The organism is Micromonospora sp. NPDC047074 (assembly GCF_040643815.1).
GTDB lineage: Bacteria > Actinomycetota > Actinomycetes > Mycobacteriales > Micromonosporaceae > Micromonospora.
Genome location: NZ_JBEYVB010000038.1, coordinates 1 through 23,420, shown reverse-complemented (window position 1 = coordinate 23,420; position 23,420 = coordinate 1). Strand labels below are relative to the sequence as shown.

21 protein-coding genes are annotated in these 23,420 nt (G+C 73.5%); 4 read left to right on the top strand and 17 right to left on the bottom strand.

Annotation, left to right across the window (positions count from 1 at the left end):
* Nucleotides 1-3 precede the first annotated feature (3 nt).
* From ABZ809_RS28645 to ABZ809_RS28625, 5 genes are all read right to left on the bottom strand, one after another.
* Entirely contained in the window at nt 4-990 is a 987-nt protein-coding gene (locus ABZ809_RS28645) for a sugar ABC transporter permease (RefSeq protein WP_357565725.1), read from the bottom strand.
* Nucleotides 987-2,276: a sugar ABC transporter substrate-binding protein gene (locus ABZ809_RS28640; RefSeq protein ID WP_357565724.1), complete on the bottom strand. Its 1,290-nt coding sequence runs from the start codon at nt 2,274-2,276 to the stop codon at nt 987-989. The genes ABZ809_RS28645 and ABZ809_RS28640 overlap by 4 nt, the downstream gene beginning before the upstream one ends.
* 216 nt (nt 2,277-2,492) lie before the next feature.
* Nucleotides 2,493-2,780 carry a GlsB/YeaQ/YmgE family stress response membrane protein gene (locus tag ABZ809_RS28635; protein ID WP_357565766.1) on the bottom strand — a complete coding sequence of 96 codons (288 nt, stop codon included), beginning with the start codon at nt 2,778-2,780 and terminating at the stop codon, nt 2,493-2,495.
* A gap of 327 nt (nt 2,781-3,107) precedes the next feature.
* Complete coding sequence (lepA, locus tag ABZ809_RS28630) at nt 3,108-4,985, bottom strand: translation elongation factor 4 (protein ID WP_357565723.1); 1,878 nt, start codon at nt 4,983-4,985, stop codon at nt 3,108-3,110.
* Nucleotides 4,986-5,141: 156 nt separating this feature from the next.
* Nucleotides 5,142-5,678: a DUF4240 domain-containing protein gene (locus ABZ809_RS28625; RefSeq protein ID WP_357565722.1), complete on the bottom strand. Its 537-nt coding sequence runs from the start codon at nt 5,676-5,678 to the stop codon at nt 5,142-5,144.
* 190 nt (nt 5,679-5,868) lie between these two features.
* Here ABZ809_RS28625 and ABZ809_RS28620 point away from each other — a divergent pair, with 190 nt between their 5' ends.
* Nucleotides 5,869-6,855 (top strand): aminoglycoside phosphotransferase family protein, encoded by a 987-nt coding sequence (locus ABZ809_RS28620; protein WP_357565721.1) that lies wholly within the window; start codon nt 5,869-5,871, stop codon nt 6,853-6,855.
* A gap of 307 nt (nt 6,856-7,162) precedes the next feature.
* The gene (rpsT, locus tag ABZ809_RS28615) at nt 7,163-7,429 is read left to right on the top strand and encodes a 30S ribosomal protein S20 (RefSeq protein WP_357565720.1); all 267 of its coding nucleotides are present in this window, start codon (nt 7,163-7,165) and stop codon (nt 7,427-7,429) included.
* A 270-nt stretch (nt 7,430-7,699) separates the two neighbouring features.
* Here rpsT and ABZ809_RS28610 read toward each other — a convergent pair whose 3' ends face one another.
* From ABZ809_RS28610 to pepN, 10 genes are all read right to left on the bottom strand, one after another.
* Nucleotides 7,700-8,188, bottom strand: a complete 489-nt coding sequence (locus ABZ809_RS28610; RefSeq protein WP_357565765.1) for a hypothetical protein — start codon at nt 8,186-8,188, stop codon at nt 7,700-7,702.
* Between the two features lie 26 nt (nt 8,189-8,214).
* Entirely contained in the window at nt 8,215-9,192 is a 978-nt protein-coding gene (gene holA / locus ABZ809_RS28605; protein ID WP_357565719.1) for a DNA polymerase III subunit delta, read from the bottom strand.
* 124 nt (nt 9,193-9,316) lie between these two features.
* Nucleotides 9,317-11,944: a ComEC/Rec2 family competence protein gene (locus ABZ809_RS28600; protein ID WP_357565718.1), complete on the bottom strand. Its 2,628-nt coding sequence runs from the start codon at nt 11,942-11,944 to the stop codon at nt 9,317-9,319.
* Nucleotides 11,941-12,894: a helix-hairpin-helix domain-containing protein gene (locus ABZ809_RS28595; RefSeq protein WP_357565717.1), complete on the bottom strand. Its 954-nt coding sequence runs from the start codon at nt 12,892-12,894 to the stop codon at nt 11,941-11,943. The genes ABZ809_RS28600 and ABZ809_RS28595 overlap by 4 nt, the downstream gene beginning before the upstream one ends.
* Nucleotides 12,895-13,020: 126 nt before the next feature.
* Nucleotides 13,021-13,788: an SDR family oxidoreductase gene (locus ABZ809_RS28590; RefSeq protein ID WP_357565716.1), complete on the bottom strand. Its 768-nt coding sequence runs from the start codon at nt 13,786-13,788 to the stop codon at nt 13,021-13,023.
* A 173-nt stretch (nt 13,789-13,961) separates the two neighbouring features.
* Complete coding sequence (locus ABZ809_RS28585) at nt 13,962-14,822, bottom strand: DegV family protein (protein ID WP_357565715.1); 861 nt, start codon at nt 14,820-14,822, stop codon at nt 13,962-13,964.
* Between the two features lie 39 nt (nt 14,823-14,861).
* Complete coding sequence (locus tag ABZ809_RS28580; protein WP_357565714.1) at nt 14,862-15,485, bottom strand: histidine phosphatase family protein; 624 nt, start codon at nt 15,483-15,485, stop codon at nt 14,862-14,864.
* Nucleotides 15,482-15,892, bottom strand: a complete 411-nt coding sequence (gene rsfS / locus ABZ809_RS28575; RefSeq protein WP_357565713.1) for a ribosome silencing factor — start codon at nt 15,890-15,892, stop codon at nt 15,482-15,484. Before rsfS ends, ABZ809_RS28580 begins: the two co-directional genes overlap by 4 nt.
* Before the next feature lie 110 nt (nt 15,893-16,002).
* Nucleotides 16,003-16,599 carry a nicotinate-nucleotide adenylyltransferase gene (gene nadD, locus ABZ809_RS28570; protein ID WP_357565712.1) on the bottom strand — a complete coding sequence of 199 codons (597 nt, stop codon included), beginning with the start codon at nt 16,597-16,599 and terminating at the stop codon, nt 16,003-16,005.
* 71 nt (nt 16,600-16,670) lie between these two features.
* Nucleotides 16,671-19,184: an aminopeptidase N gene (gene pepN / locus ABZ809_RS28565; protein ID WP_357565711.1), complete on the bottom strand. Its 2,514-nt coding sequence runs from the start codon at nt 19,182-19,184 to the stop codon at nt 16,671-16,673.
* A gap of 69 nt (nt 19,185-19,253) precedes the next feature.
* Here pepN and ABZ809_RS28560 point away from each other — a divergent pair, with 69 nt between their 5' ends.
* Nucleotides 19,254-19,472: a DUF397 domain-containing protein gene (locus ABZ809_RS28560; protein WP_357565710.1), complete on the top strand. Its 219-nt coding sequence runs from the start codon at nt 19,254-19,256 to the stop codon at nt 19,470-19,472.
* A 131-nt stretch (nt 19,473-19,603) separates the two neighbouring features.
* On the opposite strand, the gene ABZ809_RS28555 is transcribed toward ABZ809_RS28560, so the two are convergent.
* Both ABZ809_RS28555 and ABZ809_RS28550 read right to left on the bottom strand, forming a co-directional pair.
* Nucleotides 19,604-20,974, bottom strand: coding sequence for a cellulase family glycosylhydrolase (locus ABZ809_RS28555; RefSeq protein ID WP_357565709.1), 1,371 nt, complete (start codon nt 20,972-20,974; stop codon nt 19,604-19,606).
* A gap of 191 nt (nt 20,975-21,165) precedes the next feature.
* The gene (locus ABZ809_RS28550) at nt 21,166-21,558 is read right to left on the bottom strand and encodes a hypothetical protein (protein ID WP_357565708.1); all 393 of its coding nucleotides are present in this window, start codon (nt 21,556-21,558) and stop codon (nt 21,166-21,168) included.
* Between the two features lie 494 nt (nt 21,559-22,052).
* Between ABZ809_RS28550 and ABZ809_RS28545 the strand changes: the two genes are divergently transcribed.
* A complete protein-coding gene (locus ABZ809_RS28545; protein ID WP_357565707.1) occupies nt 22,053-23,300 on the top strand; it encodes a cytochrome P450 in 1,248 nt (415 codons plus the stop codon).
* The last annotated feature ends 120 nt before the right edge of the window (nt 23,301-23,420 follow it).

Genomic DNA, 23,420 nt, shown 5'->3' with positions numbered 1-23,420 from the left:
GCGTCACGCGTCCTCCTCCTGCTTGAGCACCATGCGGACGTAGACGCCGGTCACCACCAGCAGGATCAGGGTGAGGATCACCGCGATCGCGGCGCCGAGGCCGTACTTCGGCGGGGGTGAGAAGGCCTCCGCGTACGAGTAGATGGAGAGCATGAACGTCGGCCGGTCCTGCGTGCCGCCCGCCAGCACGAACTGCTGGGTGAAGACCTTGAAGTCCCAGATGGTGGAGAGCACGATCAGGATCCCGAAGACCGGCCGCAGCAGCGGGAAGGTGATCTTCCAGAACACCTTCCACGGCCCGGCCCCGTCGACCCGGGCCGCCTCGTGCAGCTCACTCGGCACGCTCTTCAACCCGGCCAGCACGCTGACCGCGATGAACGGGAACGAGTGCCAGACCACCACCAGGGTCAGGATCGAGAAGAACAGCAGGGGCGAGTTGAACCAGCCGTAGCCGGTCCAGTCGCTGCGCCCGAAGAGGCTCTGCGAGAGCCCGTCGGGCAACGCGTTGAACAGCCAGGTGACCAGGCCGCTGGTGTCGTCGAAAATCCACTTCCAGACGATCGTGCCGGTCAGCGCCGGGGTGGCCCAGGCGAGCATCACGCAGCTCGCCACGAAGGCGGCCATCCGCTTGCCGAGCCGGTTGAGCAGCAGCCCGACCAGGGTGCCCAGGATCATCGTGAGCACGACGTTGGCCACGGCGAACAGGACGGTGTTGCGCAGCACCGTCAGGAAGAAGGGGTCACCGAGGATCTCGGCGTAGTTGCCCAGCCCCACCCACGGCCACTCGCGGTCGCCGCGCAGCTGTCGGACGTTGTTGAGCCGGTGGAAGGACATCACCACCACCTGGCCGAGCGGCCAGAGCAGCAGCACGCCGATGATCACCAGGCAGGGCAGGAGCAGCAGGTACGGCAGGCGGTCCACCCGGCGACGCCGCCGCGCGGGGGTCTCCCGCGCGGCGGCCGTCTCCGGCGCCTCGGTCAGCGTGGTCACTTGGAGTTGAGGATGCTTTCCATCTCCGTGGCCGCGTCGGCGGTAGCCTTCTCGACCGTCTTCTGACCCTTCATGACCGAGCTGTTCATCGCCTGGGTCACCGTCTTGGTGCGGCTGACCTCCACCCACTTGGGGGTGAGCGGCGTGAGCTTGGTGTTCTGCATCGTGGTGGCGAACGCCGCCATGATCTTGTCGCTGGCGTACTTGTCGCCACCGACCAGGTCCTTGTAGACCGGGAAGAAGCCGAGGCTGTCGGCGAAGGCCTGGTCGTTCTTCTTGCTCAGCAGCACGGTCAGGTAGTCCCAGGCGAGGCTCTGCCGCTCGCTGTCCTTCCAGATCGCGATGTCGGAGCCGCCGGCGAAGCCGGGCGCGGCCTTGCCGTCGGGACCGGGGATCGGGAACGTGCCCCAGACCTTCTCGATCTCCGGGTTGTCCTTCTTGATGGCGCCCTGCTGCCAGCTACCGCCGAAGGCCATCGCCGCCTTGCCGGTGGCGAACTGGGTGCGCGCGTCGATCTCGTTCCAGCCGGCGGCGGCCGGCGGGGCCACCTTGTGCACGGTCACCAGGTCGGTCCAGAACTTGACGGCCTTCTGCGCCTCGGGCGTGGTGTAGCCGGACTTCCAGGAGTCGCCCTGCTGGGTGGCGATCTCCGCCCCGGCGCCCCAGAGGAACGAGTAGAAGGGCAGCTCGGAGTTGCCGGGCAGGGCGATGCCGTACGTGTTCGGCTTCTTGGCCTGCACGGCCTTGGCGGCGGACACCAGCTCCTCCCAGTTCGTCGGCGGCTTCACGCCCGCCTCGGCGAACCAGTCGGTGCGGTAGTACATCGCCCGGACGCCGGCGTACCACGGCACGCCGTACTGCTTGCCGTCGAGCTGGGCGTTCTTCACCAGGTCGGGGAGGATGTCCTTGCCCTCGGCCCAGCCGTTCATCTTGTCGGTCACGTCGGCCAGGGCCTCCTGCGCCGCCCAGCCCTGGGTCTCGGTGTTGCCCAGCTCGGTGACGTCCGGTCCCTCACCGCCGGCGAGGGCGGCCTGGAACTTCTTCGGCGCCTCGAGCCAGGGGATGTACTGGACCACCACGTCGGTGTCCGGGTGCTTCTGCCGGAACTCGGTCTCGACGCTGTCGAGGAACTTCGTCTGGGCCTCGCTGCCCTCGCCCATCATCCAGACCGTGAGCTTGCTGTTGTCGGCAGCCTTCTCCTCGTCGGAGCCACCGCAACCGGCCAGGACCATCGCGGCCGAGGCCACGACGGCGGTGACCGGGGCCAGCCGCTTCCACCTGTTCACGCCATATCTCCCTCATGCCGCTTGGCACTAACCTTCTCCGCCGCACCTTAGTAGGAAAAATTCCTTTACGACAGTGGGCGCTTCGGCGAAAGACAGGCGACGGTACCGCAGCGGGTGGATCACGCGCGGCGCGGCGGCGGGCGAAACGGTCGTACCCAGACGAACGGGCGCCCGACCTGTCGGTCGGGCGCCCGTTCGGTTCGGTCTGTGCGCGGGTTACCGGTGGGTGACGCTGCGGCGGCCACCCACACCGGCGACCAGGGCCACGGCGATCGCCGCCAGCACCACCTGGACCAGCAGCTCGCCCCAGTCGACACCAGACGTCTCCGTGGCGATGCCCATCGCGCGGGCCAGCACGGTACCCAACAGCGCGGCACCGACGCCGATCAGCATGTGCAGCCACATCGGCATGTTCTGGCGGCCTGGCACGAGCAGGCGACCCAGAGCGCCGACGATGAGACCAACGATGAGCGCAGTGACGATGCCCCAAACGGTGAGCTCCACGTCGCCCTCCTTCTCAGAAGTTTTCAGATCCACGGTCTGTGGTGTTCCTGTCGTGACGGTTAGGTTCCCGACCGACCGAAAATCCAAACCGGATCGATTCCGAGAGGCGGGCGGCACACCGGCGGCGGGCCGCGAGATGATCACCATCGCGCGATCATCCGCGCAGGTGACGGCACGTCCGGGCGGCGGGCGGAGCCCTTCCCGGCGAGCCGAAAATTTCCTACGACGGAACGGCCGGCGCTCCGGCCCGGGTGGGACACCAGAGGGTCGCAGCCCGGGCCGGGGCGCCGGCCGTCGTACGTCGTCATCCGCCGGACCGGCGGCGCGTCACTTCTTGCCGGGGGCCTTGCCGTCGCCGGAGTCGGAGGAGAGCGCGGCGATGAAGGCCTCCTGGGGGACCTCGACCCGGCCCACCATCTTCATCCGCTTTTTGCCCTCCTTCTGCTTCTCCAGCAGCTTGCGCTTACGGCTGATGTCACCGCCGTAGCACTTGGCGAGCACGTCCTTGCGGATCGCCCGGATCGTCTCCCGGGCGATCACCCGGCTGCCGATCGCCGCCTGGATCGGCACCTCGAACTGCTGGCGCGGGATCAGGTTGCGCAGCTTCGCCGCGATCGTGACGCCGTAGTTGTACGCCTTGTCCTTGTGCACGATCGCGCTGAACGCGTCCACCGGCTCGCCGTGCAGCAGGATGTCGACCTTCACCAGGTCGGACGCCTGCTCGCCGGAGGGCTCGTAGTCCAGCGAGGCGTAGCCCTTGGTGCGGCTCTTCAACTGGTCGAAGAAGTCGTAGATGATCTCCGCGAGGGGCAGGGTGTAGCGCAGTTCCACCCGGTCGGCGGAGAGGTAGTCCATGCCGAGCAGGCTGCCCCGGCGGCCCTGGCAGAGCTCCATCACCGCGCCGACGTAGTCGTTCGGGGTGAGCACGGTGGCGCGCACGACCGGCTCGTGCACCTCGGCGATCTTGCCCGTGGGGTACTCGCTCGGGTTCGTCACGACGATCTCCTGACCGTCCTCGGTGATGGCCCGGTAGACCACGTTCGGCGCGGTGGAGATCAGGTCGAGGTTGTACTCGCGCTCCAGCCGCTCCCGGATGATCTCCAGGTGCAGCAGGCCGAGGAAGCCGCAGCGGAAGCCGAAGCCGAGCGCGCCCGACGTCTCCGGCTCGTAGTCGAGCGCGGCGTCGTTGAGCTTGAGCTTGTCCAGCGCCTCACGGAGGTTGGGATAGTCGGATCCGTCGATCGGGTAGAGGCCCGAGTAGACCATCGGCTTCGGGTCCTTGTAGCCGCCCAGGGCCTCCGTCGCCGGCCGGGAGTTGATGGTGACCGTGTCACCGACCCGGGACTGCCGGACGTCCTTCACGCCGGTGATCAGGTAGCCCACCTCGCCGACGCCGAGCGCGTCGGCCTTCACCATCTCCGGCGAGATGACACCGATCTCCAGCAGCTCGTGCACGGCCGCCGTGGACATCATCTTGATCCGGTCGCGGGCGCTGATCCGCCCGTCGATGACCCGGACGTAGGTGACCACACCCCGGTACACGTCGTAGACCGAGTCGAAGATCATGGCCCGGGCGGGCGCCTCGGCGTCGCCGACCGGGGGCTTGAACTGCCGGACGATCTCGTCGAGCAGGTACGGCACGCCCTCGCCGGTCTTGCCGGAGACCCTGATGCAGTCCTCCGGGTCGCCGCCGATGAGGTGCGCCAGTTCCTCGGCGTACTTCTCCGGCTGGGCGGCCGGAAGGTCGATCTTGTTGAGCACCGGGATGACGTGCAGGTCGTTCTCGAGCGCCAGGTAGAGGTTCGCCAGGGTCTGCGCCTCGATGCCCTGCGCGGCGTCGACCAGCAGGATCGCCCCCTCGCAGGCGGCCAGCGACCGGGACACCTCGTAGGTGAAGTCGACGTGGCCCGGGGTGTCGATCATGTTGAGCACGGCGGCTTCCCCGGCCCGGTCGCCCTCCCGGACGGTCCAGGGCATCCGGACGGCCTGGCTCTTGATCGTGATGCCGCGCTCGCGCTCGATGTCCATCCGGTCGAGGTACTGCGCACGCATCTGCCGGGGGTCGACCACACCGGTGAGCTGCAACATCCGGTCGGCCAGGGTCGACTTCCCGTGGTCGATGTGGGCGATGATGCAGAAGTTCCGGATGCGCGCCGGGTCGGTGGCACCAGGAGCGTTCGCGCCGGAATCGAGCGTCGGTGGCACAGCGGTCCGTTCTGGTCGGCTGACGTGAGCGGGCCGGCGACACCGGCCCCCTCTATGCTCCCACGTCCCCGCCGCGTCTCCGCTGCGCGGGCGATCCCCGCCGCCGGCACCGCCCCGCGCACCGTCGTCGCGAAGGCGCCCCTGCCGGCGGGCGGGTCACTCGACGGGCGGCTCGACGAAGAGCGCGGCGAGCCTGGGCAGCCGCCGTTTCGCCTCCTCCTCGTCGTCGAAGTCCCAGAAGTCGTTCAGGTCCGGCACCGGCACCGGCTCCCGGTCCGCCGGCAGTTCCGACGCGGTGGCCCGGCGGTACGCGTCCCACGGCACCGCCAGCATCCCCGCGGCGGAGAACTCCTCCCCGCTGAGCGAGGCCGCCCGCACCTGCGGCAATCCGGCCAGCGAGTCCGGGTCGGCGACGGCCCGGGCGAACACCTCGCGGCCCTGGGTCATCAGCCAGCCCCGGAAGTGGTGGAAACCCTCGTCGGACACGCCACCGTTGATCAGGTAGGCGGCGCCCCAGAGGTCGACCCGGTGCGACGCGGCCAGCACCCGGGCCTGGTGACGCGCGTACCCGACGATCTCCTCCGGATCGCGCTCGGCGAGCAGGGCGACGGCCCGCCCGGCCACCGCGTGCGGCTCTCCCCCGCCGCCGGCCCGGGCCCGGTCGATCAACTGCCAGAAGTCGTCGGTCCTCATGGCCTGGCAGTCTGGCAGACCACACCGGCCGCCCTCGTCCACGGCGCGAGCAGCCCGGCGGGTCGCGGGCACCGACCGCCGCGGCAACTCCCTGGGCGCGGCCCGCACCGTCCTGGTGCGGTGCGGGCCGTCCTGGTGCGGCCCGCCCCGTCCCGGTGCGGTGCGGGCAGCCGACGGGCAGCATGGTGGCGTGACCTCCACGTCCCCGCCGCCCGTGCCGTACCACGCGACCGCCCGCCGGCCCGCGTGGTCGACGCTGCCGGCGGCGCTGCGCACCGCGATCGGCGACCGGCTCGGCGCGCCGGTGGTCGCGGCCCGGGTCGCCGGCGCCGGCTTCACCCGGGGCTTCGCCGCCGTGCTCCAGACCGCCGCCGGAGGCCGGGCCTTCGTCAAGGCCGCGCCCGCCGCCGAGCAACCGCGACTGGTCGACTGGTACGCCCGGGAGGCCGCGATCCTCGACCGGCTCCCGGCGGGGCCACGGGCGCCCCGCCCCCGATGGACGCTCTACGAGGCCGGCTGGTTCGTGCTCTGCCTGGACGCCGTCGACGGGCACACTCCCCGGCTGCCCTGGGCCCCGGCCGAGCTGACCGCCACCCTGACCGGGTACGCGGACGTCGCCGCCGCGCTGGCCGCGCCCCCGGCCGGGCTGGTCGGCCTCGGGCTGCCCCACCTCGCCGACCTGGCGCGGGAGGACATCCTCTGCTGGGGCGACGTCGTCACCGGCCGGGAGCCCGTCCCGCCGCTGCCCACGCCGCTCCGGGACCGCCTGCCCGAGCTGGTCGCGCTGGAGTCCCGCCTCCCCGGGTACGCCGCCGGAGCCACCGGCCTGCTCCACGGCGACCTCCGGCTGGACAACGTGCTGATCGACCGGGCGGGGCGGGCCTGGTTCTGCGACTGGACCTGGGTCTGTCACGGGCCGGCCTGGTTCGACCTGGCGACCCTGCTCCTCACCGCGTACGCCGACGGGCTGGACGCCGACGCGCTCTTCGCCCGGCACCCGGCGGCGGCGGGCGCACCCCCCGACGCGCTGGACGCCGCCCTCGCCGCGCTCGCCGGCTACTTCCTCACCACGGCCGCCTCGACGCCCGCTACGGCGTCGCCACATCTGCCCGCGCACCAGTGGTGGAGCGGGACGCAGTCACTCGGCTGGCTGGCCCGCCGGCAGGGCTGGACCTGACCGAACGCGTGGGTTTGGTTCCCGTGGGCCTCGGCTCGCGTGGGCTTGACTGGCTCATGGGCCTCGGCTGGCTCGTGGGCCTTGGCGGTCGGTGGGCCGGCCCTGGCGTGCCTGGGCCTGGCTGAGGCGTGTCGGGCCTGGGACTGGTGGCGGTGGTCGTCGTCCGGCAGCTCCGCCCCATCGGTGGGGGCGGAGCCGTTTTGGCTCGTCCCAGGCGACCTGGTAACCTGGCTCTTCGCGCAGCGATGACGCATGCTCGTCGCGCGCGGAAGCAGACCAACCCGAGCTATCAAGACGAGGCTGTCGCGTGGCGAACATCAAGTCCCAGATCAAGCGCAACCGGCAGAACGAGAAGCGCCGGCTGCGTAACAAGTCGGTCAAGTCGTCGCTGAAGACCGCCGTCCGGAAGTTCCACGAGGCTGCGGAGGCCGGTGACGTCGAGAAGGCCACCGCCCTCATGCAGGACGCCTCGCGCAAGCTGGACAAGGCGGTCAGCAAGGGCGTGATCCACTCGAACCAGGCCGCGAACCGCAAGTCCGCGATCGCCAAGCGCGTGGTGTCGCTCTCCGCCTGACGAGTCGACCTCAGACCTGACCGGAAACCCCGGGCACTGCCCGGGGTTTCCGGCTGTCGGCGTTCCCACGTTCCGCACCACCCGCTGCCGTTTCCGCCCCCGGCTGACACGCTCGGCTGGCGTCACCAGATGGCGCCACGCCAGAGATCTTGGTAGGGAATGGCCCCCAGAGGGGCACTTTCCTACCAAGATTCAATCGTGCGGTGCCCGCCGCGGATGGCAAGGGCCCGCAGCGGGGCCGGACTCTGTCCGGCGGCGGGCGGGAGACCGTCAGCTCAGCGGATCACGGTGGGCAGGCTGCGGGCCGAACTCGGCGCCGGTGCGGCCGACCCCGTCCCCCGGGGCGTGCCGCAGGTTCGGGTGCGCCTGCCCGTCGCGTACGGCCCGCGTGGCGCGCGGCACCGACGACGCCGCGACGACGACGCCGGGCACGGTGTGCCTGACCCAGTCGACCCTGGCCCGCCCGACCACGGGCTCCATCTGCTGCCGGAAGCGGTCCCGCTCCTGCTCGGGCACGAGGGCGGCGGACCGGACCACCGCTGCGGCCACCATGTCGTTGAGCTTCACCATCGCCGCCACCGTGGCGGGCAGGATCAGCACCGCCCACCAGGTGACCAGCTCGGCGAGGGCGAGCAGGGCGGCGAGCGCGACGGCGCCCTCGAAGAAGAGGAAGCAGAGCACCCCGCCCGGGTTGACGAACCGCAGGCCGAGAAGGCGGGCGTAGAGCGGGCGGTAACGCTCCTCGTCGGCGGGGACCATGGCCCACGAGCCGCGGGGCGATCCGCTCACCGGGCGCCGCCCTGCCGGGCGGCCGCGACCGAGAAGACAGCCCGCTCCAGCGCGTACGCCCGGTCGTCCGAGCCGCCCTTGACGGCCGCGTTGCACTCGGCGGCGGCCCGCATCGCCTGGACCAGCCCCTCGGGCGTCCAGCCGCGGGCCCGCTGCTGCGCGGACCTGATCTTCCACGCCGGCATGCCGAGGGTGCCCGCCAGCTGGTAGGGGTCGCCCCGACCGGCGGCGGCGACCCGGGCCACGGTGCGGACGCCGTCCGCGATCGCGTCGGCGATCGGCACCGGGTCGACCCCCACGTGCAGCGCCCAGCGCAGCGCCTCCAGTGCCCCCGGCACGTCGCCCACCATGGCGGCGTCGGCGACGGTGAAGCCGGTCACCTCCACCCGGCCCCGGTAGTAGCGGGCGACCGTGTCGGCACCGATCCGGCCGTCGGTGTCGGCCATCAGCTGGGAGCAGGCGGCGGCCAGCTCGCGCAGGTCGTTGCCGACCGCGGCGATCAGCGTCTCGGCGGCGTCGTCGGTGCACTTCCCGCCGGCCCGGCGGATCTCGTCCCGGACAAAGGCCACCCGTTCGCGGTGCCCCTTGAGCTTGGCCGCCGGCACCACCGTGGCACCGGCCGCCTTCAGCCCGTCGGCGAACGCCTTGCCCTTGGCCGCGCCGAGGTGCAGCACCACCAGTTGCACGTCCGGGTCGGGGTTCTTCGCGTACGCCAGCAGGGCGGCCACCAGGTCCTTGCGGGCGTCCTGACCGGCGCGGAGCACCAGCACCCGCCGCCCGCCGAAGAGGGAGGGACTGAGCATCTCGGCGATCTCCCCGACGACCAGGGTGCCGGCCTGGTACTCGCGGACGTCCACGTCGGGGTCGACGCTGCGGGCCTTCGCAACGGCTTCGGTGACCGCACGCGTGGCGAGCAGCTCCTCGTCGCCGAGGACGAGCAGAATAGGAGCGAGGCTGGCGGTCACGCCGCCCATATTCGCACGGCCGGCGGCCGGATCCAGCCTGCTCGTCGGCACTTCGGTTGCGGAGCCCGCACTCCACGCAAATCCAGACATTAATCTCAATCTCGCGTTAATGCCTAGAATCGACATCGATCTCCTACGGCTGCCGGCCGGGCGGCGTGCCGCGCGTCGCCACCGCGAGACCCGCCCGGCTGACCACCGCCGCCACGTCCCCGTCCGTGTCGGTACGCAACACCCGCGCCCCGCCCCGGGCCAGGCGCCCGAGCACCGCCGCGTTGGGATGGCCGTACGTGTTGCCCGCTCCCACCGGCACGAGGGCGACCAAGGGGCGGACCGCGTCCAGGAAGGCCGGGTCCTGGTAGGCCGAACCGTGGTGTGCGACCTTCAGCACCTCGGCCCGCAGCCCGCCAGACGCGGTGCCGTCAAGCAGTGCCCGCTGCTCCTCGGTCTCGGCGTCCCCGGCGAGCAGGATCCGGACGCCGGATACGGTGGCGAGCAGCATCAGGGAGTTGTTGTTCGGATCCGACCGGGTGCCCCGCATCGGCTGGGGCGGGCCGATCACGGTGAACTCGACCCCGCCCTCCCGGTACCGCCAGCCGGCGGCACCCGCCACCACGCCGACCGAGTGCGCCGCCGCCTCGGCCCGGACCAACTCCCTCCCGGCAGCGGGCTCCGGCCACTGCGGGGTGAGCACGGCGTCCACTCGTCGCCCCCGGAACACACCCGCGACGCCGCCGGTGTGGTCCACGTGGAAGTGGCTGACCACCAGCAGCGTCACCTCGCGTACGCCCAGCCGGCGCAGGCAGCCGTCCGCCGCCGCCGGATCCGGACCGGCGTCGACCACCACCGCCCGGCCGGCCGCCACCGGCAGCACCACGGTGTCGCCCTGGCCGACCGCGCAGACGGCCACCACCCAGCCCGCCGGGGGCCAGCCGGGGGCCGCCACCCGGATCGGCAGCGTGCCGGCCAGCACCGCGACGACGACCACCGCCACCAGCCGGCGGACCACCGGGTGCCGGGTGGCCACCAGCAGCGCGACGGTCAGCCCGGCCAGCAGCAGCGCCCCGGTCACCCCGCCCGGCCACGGCAGCGTCCCGGACGGCAGTCGCGCCCCGTGCCGGGCCACCGTGACCAGCCACCAGGCCGGCCAGCTGGCCAGCCACGCGACGAACTCCGCGCCGGCGGGCCAGACGGGCGACACCGCCGCCGCCAGCACGCCGAGCACCGTGGCGGGCGCGATCGCCGGCACCGCGAGCAGGTTCGCGGGCACGGCGACCAGGCTCACGGTGCCCGAGATCCCGGCCACCACCGGCGCGCAGGCGAGCTGTGCGGCGGCCGGCACGGCCAGCGCCTCGGCGAGCCCGGCCGGCACGCCACGCCGGCGCAGCCCGTCGCGCCACCTCGGGGCGAGCAGCAACAGGCCGCCGGTGGCCAGTACGGAGAGTGCGAAGCCGGCGTCACCGGCCAGCTCCGGGTCGAGCAGCACCAGCACGGTCACCCCGGCGGACAGGGCGGGCAGCGCCGCCCGGGGACGCCCGGCCGCCAGGGCGGCCAGCCCGATCGCGCCCATGGTGGCGGCCCGCACCACGCTCGGCGACGGGCGTACCAGGATGACGAAGCCCACCAGGGCCAGCCCGCAGAGCCCGGCGGCCAGCCAGGGACCGGCCCGCGCCCAGCGGGCCACCAGCAGCACGGCGCCGACGACGATGGCCACGTTGGAGCCGGACACCGCGTTCAAATGGGTCATGCCGGTGGCGAGGAAGTCCTCCTCGACCGTGGGCGGCAGCCGGCTCGTGTCACCGACCACCAGCCCCGGCAGCAGACCGCCCTGCTCGTCGGGGAGCGGCGCACAGGCACGTTGCAGGCCGGCGCGCAGCGCTCCGGCGGCCCGCTGCGACGACGGCGCCGCGCCGTGCGGCACGGGCGGGCCGGCCGCGCTCAGCACGGCCGCCGTCAGGTCGCCCCCGCGCGGCGCCGCGAGCCGCCCCTCGGCGGTCAGCTGCTGCCCGGGCAGCAGCCCTCGCCAGCCGGGACCAGTGGCCAGGACCAGCACCCGGACCGGCGCGGAGATCCGCCGCCCGTCCGGGCCGGTGACCCGGGCCAGCTCGGCCGACACGAGCAGGGTGGCCGGGCGTCCGGCGACGCCGCGTACCGGGCGGGGATCGTCGCGGACGACCAGCTCGGCGGTGACGGTGGCACGCTCCTCGACCAGGGCGCGGACCGGCCCGGCGTCGCGTACGGACAGTCGCGCGGCGGTCGCCGTCGCGCCGCAGACCACGCCGAGCAGCACGGCGACGACGATCCAGCCGTACCGCTGGACCGGCGCGGACGGCCGTCCGAGGACTCCGGCCAGGTGCAGTCCACCGAGGCCGGCCGCCCCGGCCGCCGCCCCGGCCACGAGCAGTGTCACGCCAGCGGTCAGGTGCAGCCCGGCCAGCGCGGCGAGCCAGGCGGCCACCGCCAGGCCGGCCAGCCGCAGGTCGACCTCGCTCGAACGGCCGACACCCTCCGAGAAGCCCGCACCACCGGAACGGCCCGCACCACCGGAACCGCCCCAACCACCGGAACGGTCGGCGCCGCCGGAACCGGCCCCACCGCCGGAACCGGCCCCACCGCCGGAACCGGCCCCACCGCCGGAACCGGCCCCACCGCCGGAACCGGCCCCACCGCCGGGACCGGCCCCACCGGAACGGCCCGCGTTGCCGGCAACGGGCGCCGCCGGTGGCGACCTGTCCGCCCGCGCGCGCCGGCTGCCCGCCGTCACACCGTCACCAGGTCCTTGAGCTGCTCGTAGCGGGCGTCGCCGATGCCGTCGACCTGGCGTAGGTCGCCGACCGAGCGGAAGCCGCCGTGCTGGTCGCGATGGGCGAGGATGCGCTGGGCGAGCACCGGGCCGACTCCCGGCAGCGCGTCGAGCTGCGCGAGCGTCGCGGTGTTGAGGTTGAGCCGGCCACCCGCACCCGGCGCCGTTCCCGGCGCGCCACCGGCCGCCGTACCCGGCGAGGGCGCCGCGCCCGGCGGTGCCGCGACACCGACCAGGATCAGCTCCCCGTCGGTGAGCTTGCGGGCCGGGTTGAGCAGGGCCACGTCCACCCCCGGCAGTGCCCCGCCGGCCGCCTCGACGGCGTCGGCGACCCGCGCACCGGCCGGGACCCGGACCAGCCCGGGACGGCGCACCTTGCCGGCGACCGCGACCACCAGCTCACCGGCCGGGCTCGCGGCAGGCTCGGCGAGCCCCGTCGCCGCTCCGGGTGCCTCGGCCGTGGCCACCGGGTGGACCGGCTCGGCCTGCGGCCGGGACCGCCAGGCCCAGAGGCCGGCCCCGAGCACCACCAGCGCGGCGACGACGGCCAGCGCCCGCACGCCGCGCCGCCCGGGGTCGAACGCGCCCGGCCCCGCCAACCGGGACGGCGCGGCGGTCTCGGCACCCGCCCCCGGTGCCTGCCCCGGCGGATCGGGCTCCGGCAGCGCCGCCACGCCGGCCGCGACCCGGGCCGATGTGGACGCTGCGATCGGGGCCGATACGAAGGCCGAGATCGGGGCAGGTGCGGATGCCGCGGTCGGGGCAGTTTCGGGAGCCTCCGGGGGCAGGAGCCCCGGACCGGGTGAGCCGGCCGGCGACGACAGGCCGTCCGGGCCGGCGGCAACGGCCGGCGGCGCCCCCACCAGCCGGCGCAACCGTTCCCGTACCACCGTCTCCTCGTCGTCTGACACCAGGCGAGGCTAGGACCGCGGCGGCGGGCCGGCGGGCTGCCCGGCGACCGGCTGTGGACGACGGAGGCTCCTGTGGACAACCCCCTGATCATGTGCGAGATGTGCTAGCGCCCAGAGATTCCCAGCTCAGCGTGCCTCCGGATCCGGGCCGAACACGGACCGTCCGCCGTCCACCGGCAGGGTCACCCCGTTGACGAAGCTCGCCGCCGGTGACAGCAGGTACGCGACCGCCGCCGCGGCCTCCTCCGGCCGGCCGATCCGGCCGACCGGGTGCAGCCGGGTCAGCTCGGCGTCGATCCACTCCGCCGTGGCCGGCTCCTGACCCGCCAGGAAGGCGGTGTGCCGCTCGGTGGCGATCGAGCCCAGCGCCACCGCGTTGGTCCGCACGCCCCGTGGCCCGTACTCGACGGCCAGCGCCCGGGTCAGCCCTTCGACGGCCGCCTTGGCGGTGGCGTACGGCAGGCAGCCGGGCACCGGCCGGCGGGCCTGGTGGGACGAGACGTTCACGATGGCCCCGCCGGTGTCGGCGGCCAGGAAACGACGCACCGCCGTCGCGGCCCCGACCACGGCGGGACGCAGGTTGCGCCCGATCAGGTCGAGCACCTCGCCGACCGGTGCGGCGTGCAGCGAGGCGTCCCGGAACACCGCCGCGTTGTTGACCCAGCCGGTCAGCGGCCCGGTCCGTTCCGCGAGGTCGGCGGCGCGGGCGGCGACCCGCTCGTCGGCGGCGTCACCGACGACCGCAGCCAGCCGGTCGGCGGCCGGATGCGCGGTCAGCCACGCCACCGCGTCCGGGTCGTACTCGATCACCACGACCGAGTCCCCCGCGTCGAGGAGCCGCTCCACGACGGCGCGACCGACGCCGCGCCCGCCACCGGTGACCACGCAGGACATCGCGTCCTCCCCCGTTTTCCCGCCGCATCGAGATCGGCGTCCACGTCGACGGGCCACGGCACCCCCGCCCTTCGCGGGCGGCCGGGCCGTCACCCGCGCGCCGGACGCCCTGCTGCCCCGTCCGGCGGGGCAGGCCGACAGCGTCGGCGGGCGTGGCCGTCGCGGGATCGACGTTAGCGGGTGGTGGGCGGGCGACGGTGCACGACCACGCAGGCCAGGCCCGGACCGGCGTGCGCGGCGACGACGGCGCCGGCCTCCGAGACGTACGTGTCGTGCAGGCGGTCGCCCAGCCGGGCCCGCAACGTCTCCAGCAGCGCCTCGGCCCGCTGCGGTGCGGCGAGGTGGTGCACGGCCAGGTCGACCTCCGCGTCACCGGCCGCCTCGACCGCCAGATCGACCAGGCGGGCGACACCCCGGCTGGCGGTACGCACCTTGTCCTTGAGGACGATCGTGCCGTCCGGCATGTGCATGATCGGCTTGACCGACAGCGCGGTGCCGAGCAGCGCCTCGGCCGCGCCGATCCGGCCGCCCCGGCGGAGGAACTCCAGCGTGTCGACGTAGAACCAGATGCTGGTACGGGCGACGGCGTCGACCGCCGCGTCGCGTACGCCCGGCAGGTCCCCGCCGCGCTCGGCGGCGGTGGCGGCGGCGACGGCGGGGAAGCCGAGGCCCATGCCCGTCGAGCGGCTGTCGACCACGGCGACCCGGTCGTCGAACTCGGCGGCGGCCAGCCGGGCGGCCTCCACCGTGCCGGAGAGCTCGGCCGACAGGTGCACCGAGACGATCCCGTCGGCGCCGGCGTCGAACAGCTCCCGGTAGGTCCGGGCGAACTGCTCCGGGGCAGGGCGGGAGGTGCTGACCGAGACCCGCCGGCCGCCCAACGCCCGGGTGGCGTCGGCCGGGGTGGTCTCCACGCCCTCCAGCCCTTCGGCGCCGTTGAGCACGACGGCCAGCGGCACCACCGTCAGCCGGTGGGCGCGCAGCAGCTCGGGTGGGAGGTAGGCGGTGGAGTCGGTGACGACCGCGACGGGCATGCCCGGCAGGCTAGCCGATGCGGCTGGTGGACACCGGGGTCAGACCGGCTCGGTGGTCACCGGCACAGTGATCAGGCCTACGTTGTGGGCGCGCAGGTGCCAGCCGCGGTCGTCGTCGTTCCGCAGCTCGGTCCAGTGGCAGTTCTGCAACGCGCCGACCACGCGCGCGACGGCGGGATCCCAGCCGAGCAGGTGACTGCAGCCCTGGCGGGCCGCGCCGCCGTGGGTGGCCACCACCACGGTGCCGCCGAGCGCGGCGGCGTCGGCCAGCGCGGTGCCGACCCGCTTGCCGAGAGCGTCGAGGCTCTCGATCCCGGAGCCCGGGTCCGGGTCGCCGGCCAGCCAGCGCGCGTACTCGGCGGGGTGGCGCGCCGCGGCCTCGGTGCGGGCGAGCCCCTGCCAGGACCCGAAGTGCCGCTCCCGCAGCCGCGCGTCGGTGCGCACCGGCAACCCGGTCAGCGCGGCCAGCGCGGCGGCTGTGTCGGCCGCGCGGCTCAGGTCGCTGGCCACGATGGCATCGGGCCGCAGCGCGGCGAGCAGGGGCGCGGCCGCGCGGGCCTGCTCGCGGCCGAGGTCGTTCAGTGGTACGTCGGTCTGCCCCTGGATGCGGTTGGTGGCGTTCCAGTCGGTGTTGCCGTGCCGCCAGACGATCAGGCGGGTCATTCGGCGTTGGTGGAGCCGGTGCCGGACTCGGCGTCGACGAGGTCCCGGTCGACGAACGGGATCGTCGGGCAGTCCTTCCAGAGCCGGTCGAGGGCGTAGAACTCGCGTTCCTCGGTGTGCTGGACGTGCACCACGATGTCGACGTAGTCGAGCAGCACCCACCGGCCGCCCCGCTCGCCCTCACGCCGGACCGGCTTGGCCTTCTCCGGCAGCTGGAGCAGCCGCTCCTCGATGGCGTCGACGACGGCGAGCACCTGACGCTCGTTGGGAGCCGCCGCCAGCAGGAACGCGTCGGTGATGGCGAGCTGGTCGCCCACGTCGATGATGACGATGTCCTGCGCCTTCTTGTCGGCCGCAGCCTGGGCGGCGGCGATCGCCAACTCGTGAGCGCGTTCGGAAACTGTCACCGTTCTCCTTCGATCAACCGTGCGATGCTCCAAGCGTCTCACACCCGGCGGAATCCCGACTCGTCAGTTCTGGCGCGTTACCCGCCCGAACCACCCGATACCGGGCCGAATCACGGCTGATAGAGGCGTCGCTTGGCGATGTACTGCACCACACCGTCCGGTACGAGATACCAGACCGGCTCCCCCCGGGCGACCCGCGCCCGGCAGTCCGTGGACGAGATGGCCATCGCCGGGACCTGCACCAGGCTCACCGCGTCGGCCGGCAGGTGCGCGGCGGTCAGCTCGAAGCCCGGCCGGGTCACGCCGATGAAGTGGGCCAGCTCGAAGATCTCGTCCAGGTCCTTCCAGGAGAGGATCCGTTCCAGCGCGTCGGCCCCGGTGATGAAGAACAGCTGCACCTTCGGGCCGTACTCGGCGTGCAGGTCACGCAGGGTGTCGACGGTGTAGGTCGGGCCGCCCCGGTCGATGTCGACCCGGCTGACCTGGAAACGGGGGTTGGAGGCGGTGGCGATGACCGTCATCAGGTAGCGGTCCTCCGCCGGGGTGACCGTCTCGTCCGCCTTCTGCCACGGCTGGCCGGTGGGGACGAAGACCACCTCGTCCAGCCCGAACCGGTCCGCCACCTCGCTCGCCGCGACCAGGTGCCCGTGGTGGATCGGGTCGAAGGTGCCGCCCATGATGCCGACCCGCCGGATGTCTTCCTCCACCCCGCGATCCTAGGCCGGGCGGAACCGGCGGCCCGTCCGGGCCGCCGGGCTCTCCCGTTCGGTGGGCGGCGTCACGCCGCCGCCGCGGCGACCGCCGTCCGGGCCACCAGGGCCCGCCGCAGGTCGTCGTCGGCGTCCGTCACCACCCGGCGCAGGCCGGGGGTGAGGTCGTCGCGGGCCAGCAGCGCCGCGGCCGCCTCCCGGGTGGGCTGCGTCACGGCGTAGCGGGGAAAGGCCAGGGTCGCGACATAGTCCGCCACCCACGACGTACGCAACCGTGCGGCGGCCGGCATGTCGGCGAAGTACCGCTCGACGTAGCCGGCGGTCAGCTCGGCCTGTTCGGGCTGCCAGAAGCCCTGCGCGGTCGCCTCGACGAGCCGGTTGGACAGCTCGGTGTTCGACACGACGATCTCCCACGCGGCCCGCTTGCCGGCCGGGTCGGGCAGTGCCGCCCGGCACTGGGCGGCCCGCTCGGCGCCGCTGGCGCTCGGGTCGGCCGCCGCCTCGGCGGTGATCTCCGCCGCGCCGGCGGCGCCGAGCACGACGAGCCGGAGCAGCAGCGCCCAGCGCAGCTCGGCGTCGACGGCGAGGCCCGGCGGGACGTTCCGGCCGGCGAGCCAGCCGGCCAGCCGGTCGGTGTCGGTGCTGGCGGAGAGCCAGCCCCGGGCCGCGGCGAGCTGGAGCGACCCGCCGGGAGGGGCGCCGTCGAGCAGCTTCTGGCAGGCGTCGGCGACCTGCGTCAGGGCGGCCTCGCGGGCGAGCGGGTCGAGGTAGCGGTCGACCAGCGAGCGGCTGAGCGTGAGCACGTCCTCGGCGATGATCACCTCGGTCTCGACGGGGAGCGCGGCGGCGATCAGGGCGACCAGGCCGGCGACCGGCCGCTCCCCGTCGGTCACGGCGTCCAGCGCCTCACCCCAGAGCAGCGCCCGGGCCAGCGGGTCGGCCAGGCCGGGCAGCACCAGCGGCACGGCGTCCGCCGACCCGGGGTCGAGACGGATCTTGGCGAACGTCAGGTCACCGTCGTTGGGCAGCAGCAGCCGGGCCGCCGGCTCGCCGACCAGCCCGGTGAGCACCGTCCGGCCGCCGTCGGCGTCCGGCGCGAGATCGACCTCCGTCCGGGCGACCGTGCCGTCGGCGGCGTACCGGCCGACGCCGATCCGGTGCGGGCGCAGCACCGGATGCGACTCGGGGGCGGTCTGTCCGATCGCCACCTCGGTGTAGCGGCCGTCCGCGTCGACCGTGACCTCGGCGCGCAGCGTGTTGACCTGCGCCGAGCGCAGCCAGCGCTCCGCCCAGCCGGACAGGTCGCGCCCGGCCGCGGCGGCGAGGCTGCCGAGCAGGTCGGTCAGGGTGGCGTTGCCGAACCGGTGCTTCGCGAAGTGGGCGTTGAGGCCGGCGAGGAAGGCGTCGTCGCCGAGCCAGGCGACCAGCTGCCGCAGCACGCTGGCGCCCTTGGCGTACGAGATGCCGTCGAAGTTGAGCAGGCCCTCGGCGGCGTCGGCGACCCGCTCGGGCGCCACGGGGTGGGTCGAGGGGCGCTGGTCGGCCGCGTAGCCCCAGGCCTTGCGGCGCATGGCGAACGTCGTCCAGGCCCGGTCGAACCGGGTCGCCTCGGCGGTCACCCGGGTGCCGAGGTACTCCGCGAAGGACTCGTTCAGCCACAGGTCGTCCCACCAGCGCATGGTGACCAGGTCGCCGAACCACATGTGCGCCATCTCGTGGGCGATGGTGGTGGCGCGTCGCTCCCGCTCGGTGTCGGTGACCGCGGAGCGGAAGATGTAGTCGTCGCGCAAGGTGACCAGGCCCGGGTTCTCCATCGCGCCGGCGTTGAACTCCGGCACGAACGCCTGGTCGTACTTGCCGAACGGGTAGCGCTCGGCGAAGAGCTGGTGGAACCGGTCGAGGCACTGCCTGGTGACGGTGAAGATCTCGTCGGCGTCGGCGTCGAGGTGTGCCGCCTGGGAGCGCCGGCAGTAGAGGCCGAGCGGGATGCCGTCGTGCTCGTCCCGCCGGACGTGCCAGGGACCGGCCACGAGCGAGACGAAGTACGTGGCCAGCGGTGCCGTCGGGGCGAACTCCCAGCGCCCGGGGCGCGGCGTGGCGGCGAGCTGGCCGTTGGCCGCGACGACCCAGTGCGGCGGGGCGGTGACCGACACGGTGAACGGGGCCTTCAGGTCGGGCTGGTCGAAGGCGGCGAAGATGCGCTGCGCGTTGTCCAGGAAGGACATCGCGTAGAGGTAGGTCTCGCCGTCGAGGGGATCGACGAAGCGGTGGATCCCGTCGCCGGTGTTCGAGTACGCCATCTCGGCGGAGACGGTGAGCGTGTTGGTCCCGGCCAGCCCGGTCAACGGCAGCCGGTTGCCGGCCAGCGTGGCGGGGTCGACGTCGCGGTCGTTGAGGCGTACCGCCAGCAGTTTCGCGGGTTGGACCTCGACGAAGGTCTCCGCGTCGGTGGCCCGGAAGCGGATCGTGACGTCGGAGCGGAAGCGCTCGCCGTCGCCGCTGAGGTCCAGGTCCACCTGATAGGACTCGACAGTAATCGCCGCGCCACGCGCGGTCGCCTCTACACGGGTCAGGCTCGGCATCCGCTTATCCTGCCCGATGGGGAACCGGACGTGTCTCCCCATAACCCCCTGGCACTGGAGGACTGAACGATGGCTTCGCACCCCAAGGGCGATTTCGACCTCTCCCGGGCGGTCTGGCAGCGGGCCGAGGGCGACACCTCCGACAGCGCCGTCGAGGTCGCGTTCGTCGACGACCTGATCGGTATGCGCAACTCCGCGGAGCCGGAGGGCCCCGTCCTGGTCTTCACGCAGGCCGAGTGGGACGCCTTCGTCGCCGGCGCCCAGGACGGCGAGTTCGACCTGGCCTGAATCCGGCCTGACGGCCCTGCCCGCGGCACGGTCGGGGCGGCCGCCGGGCGTGTTCGTCGGGCGGAACATCCGATGTGCCGCCGGGGTGCGGACCGGGCGCGGTTGGCGCGCCCGGCCCGCACGCCGGTCGGTCAGGTGGCGGTACAGGTCAGGGGCGGGATGGGGTTGGTGCCGCTCCACGAGCCGAGGAAGCCGACGACCGTTTCGGCACCCGGGCTGAGGCTGCCGTTGTAGCTCACGTTGCGCGCGGTGACGGCGGATCCGCTGGTGGTGACCGTCGCGTTCCAGGCCTGGTTGACGGCCTGGCCGGAGGCGAGGGTCCACGCCGCGGTCCAGCCGCTGATCGCCGCACTCCCGGCGGTGATCCGGATCTCGCCCTGGAAGCCGCCCGGCCACTGGCCCACGATCCGGTAGGCGGCGGTGCAGGACTTGCTGCCGCTGGTCGGGGTGGGGGTGGGCGGGTCCGTCGGGGTCGGCGAGACCGTCGGGCTGACCGTGGGCGTCACCGTCGCGGTGGGACTCGGCCCACCACCGAAGATCGTGGCCTCCCGGGCGGTGGCCCTGATGCCGTTGGCGCCGTTGAAGATCCGCTCGCCCCAGGTGGTGAGTCGTGTGGGGTCGAAGCTGGTGGCCATGTCCAGGATCGGGTCGGTGTTGCCGCTCCAGGACCAGCCGAGGTAGCCCAGGCCACGGGCCTGAGCCTCGGCCAGGATCGTCTCGTGGTCGACCTCGTTGGCGTTGAACCGCCAGCCGAACTCGCCGATGACCAGCGGCCAGCCGTTGTCCTCGAACCGGTCCAGGTAGTTGGTGATGGCCGCGGCCGTGTTGAACACGGCGTACATGTGGATGGACAGCACGGTGTTGTGCCGGCTGTCGGCGTCCAGGATCGTCTGCGCGTTGTCCCGCATGACGTACTGCCAGTCCTGGCCCCAGTTGGGCCCGTCGACCATGAGCAGGTGCTCGAAGCCGTTGGCGCGCATCTTCGTGATCGCGGCGGTGGTCGCGGCGGTCCACTGGCCGGCGTTGACGTTGCCGATCGGCTCGTTGCCGATGTTGATGACGACGTAGTTCTCCTGGCCGACGAGCGCGCTCTTCTGGCTGATCCAGTAGTCGACCGCCTCGTCGAGCGACGCGGCGGCGCCCTCCTCGCCGTAGCCGGTGGTGTCGTGGACCTCCAGTACGCAGATCATCCGGTGCTGCTTGCACAGCGAGATCACGTTGGCGACGTCGGTGGACGGGCCCCAGCGCTTGCCGGTGCCCAGCACCACCCGGACGGTGTTGGCGCCGAGCGCCTTGACGTCGGCGAACGAGTCGGTCTCGCCCGTGTACCAGACGTGGGGGTGGTTGACGCCCCGCATGACGAACGGCTGGCCGTTCGCCTCGACGATGTTGCGTCCGTCGATGTGCAGCCCCACGGCCGCGTCCGCCGGCTTGACGAACACCAGGACGGACGCGGCGACGGCGAGCAGCGCAGCGCCGACGGAGAGAAGTCTTCTCTTCATTGCCTACCTCAGGGTGAGGCCCCGACAGGTCGGGGCACAGGCACGCCTGCCCAGGCGCACGCGAATGGCGGTGCGCGGCGCGCTCGTGACGAGTGCGACGTACGGGTGCGGGGCCGGCTCGGCTCGGCAACGGTGCCAAGTTACTCGCGGTCGCACAGGCTGTGCAATAGGACAATGTCGATGCGGGCCGGCTAATCTCCGTCGCCCCAGCCCAGCCCGCCCGGCCCCGGGGCGTGGTGGAACCCGGGGTGGCCGGCCACGTCGACGCAACGCTCGCCGTCCGGGCCGGACGCACCGCAGAACAGCCGTTCGGCCCGCTGCCACGCGTCGGCCGGCGACAGCGCCGAGGCGCCCAGGGCCAACTCGGGCCGCAGCAGGCTCAGCGCCTCCGCGTATCCCACCGCGAGTTCCCGGGCCGTCTCCGTGTCGGACGCGGTGAAGCCGAGGTGCACGGTGAAGAACCGGTCCGGCCGCGCCGGGCGACGGGTCGGCGCGATCAACGACGCGTCGGCCGGCTCCCGTGCCGCGCCGAGCGCCTCCACCGCCCGCCGCTGCCGCCAGTACGGTGGCCTGTTGTCGCGCATCGCGCCCTCCCCATGACGTTCATGGGCGGGGTCCCTCCGGAGTGGCCCGCCCGCGTTCCAGCCGGCTGCCGGTCGTCGGCACGCCGTCGGCGACCCGACCATCGGACCGCTCCCCGAGCCAACCAGCTTCCCGCGCTCCTGGGAGGGGCCAGCAGACCCGCCGTCCACTGGCCCCCTCCCCGCACGTCTGTTCTTCACCCGGTCCGCTCTCCGCCCGGCCTGCTCTCCGCCCGGCCTGCTCGCCGTCCGGTCTGCTCTCCGCCCGGCCTGCTCGCCACCCGGTCTGCTCGCCGCCCGGCCGGCCGGTGCGCGCCGCGGGCGGCGACGGACAGCGCGAACGACCGCGGGCGGCGACGGACAGCGCGAACGACCGCGCCCGACCCGGGGGCGCCCGCCGCCCCGTCCGGCGAGATTCAGCCACGCCGGCCTGGGTAGACCAAGACGACGGACGAGGATCCGGCCGGCAACGGCCGCCACACCGGTCAGGAGGCCCGATGGCGACCATCCCGACGGAGCGCGTCCCCGACAGCACGCTGGCGTTCCTGCGGGACGGCTATCGCTTCATCGGCCGACGCTGCGACCGGCACGGCAGCGACATCTTCCAGGCCCGACTGCTGCTGGAACCCACCATCTGCCTGCGCGGCCGGCCCGCGGCGGAACTCTTCTACGACACCGAGCGCTTCGCGCGGGCGGGCGCGATGCCGAAACGGGCGCAGCGCACCCTCACCGGCCGGGGCGGCGTGCAGGGCCTCGACGGGGCCGACCACGCCGACCGCAAGGCCATGTTCATGTCGATCATGACGCCGACCGCGATCCGGCACCTCGCGCAGCTCTTCGACGACGAGTGGCGGGCCCGCGTACCGGCCTGGGAGACAGCCGGCCCGGTGCGGCTGTACGACGAGGTCGGCCGGATGCTGACCCGCGCGGTCTGCGCCTGGGCGGGCGTACCGCTGGCGGGCTCCGAGGCGCAGCGACGGACCGCCGAGCTGCACGCCATGATCGAGGGGCCGGCGGCGCTCGGTCCCCCGCACTGGCGTGGTCTGTGGGGTCGCCGCCGGGGTGAGCGCTGGATCGAACAGATCGTCGACCGGGAGCGCGCCGGCACGCTCCCGGCCCCCGAAGGCAGCGCGCTACGGGTGATCGCCGAGCACCGGGACGCCCACGGACGGCTGCTCCCCCGCCGGACAGCCGCCGTCGAACTGCTCAACGTGCTGCGCCCCACGGTCGCCGTCGACCGTTTCGTCGTCTTCGCCGCGCTGGCCCTGCACGACCACCCGGCGTGGCGGCAGCGGGTCCGCGAGAGCGGGGAGGCCGCCGAGAGCTTCGTGCAGGAGGTACGCCGCTACTACCCCTTCTTTCCGGTGGCCGCCGCCCGGGTCCGCCGCTCGTTCGACTGGCAGGGCTACCACTTCCCGCGCGGCCGGCGGGTGCTGCTGGACCTGTACGGCACCAACCACCACCGGGTCCTCTGGCCGGAGCCGGAGCTGTTCCGGCCGGAACGCTTCACCGGCTGGCGGGGCGACCCGTTCGCCCTCGTCCCGCAGGGCGGCGGCGACCACCTGGCCGGCCACCGCTGCGCCGGTGAGTGGATCACGATCGAGCTGATGAAGCGGGCGGTGACCCACCTGACCACCACGATGCGCTACGACGTACCCCCGCAGGACCTGGCGCTGAGCCTGCACCGGATGCCGACGCTCCCGCCGAGCGGCTTCCTGATCACCAACGTCCGTCGCACGGCCTGAGCGGACGCCGCGCCGCGGGGGCGGGGCCGCGGCGCGGGGGCCCCGCAGGCCGGGGGGAGGGCGCGTAGCAGGGAGCCGGGCACCGGCTTAGCGGACAAAGACCCCCGGGCGCGCCCGCAC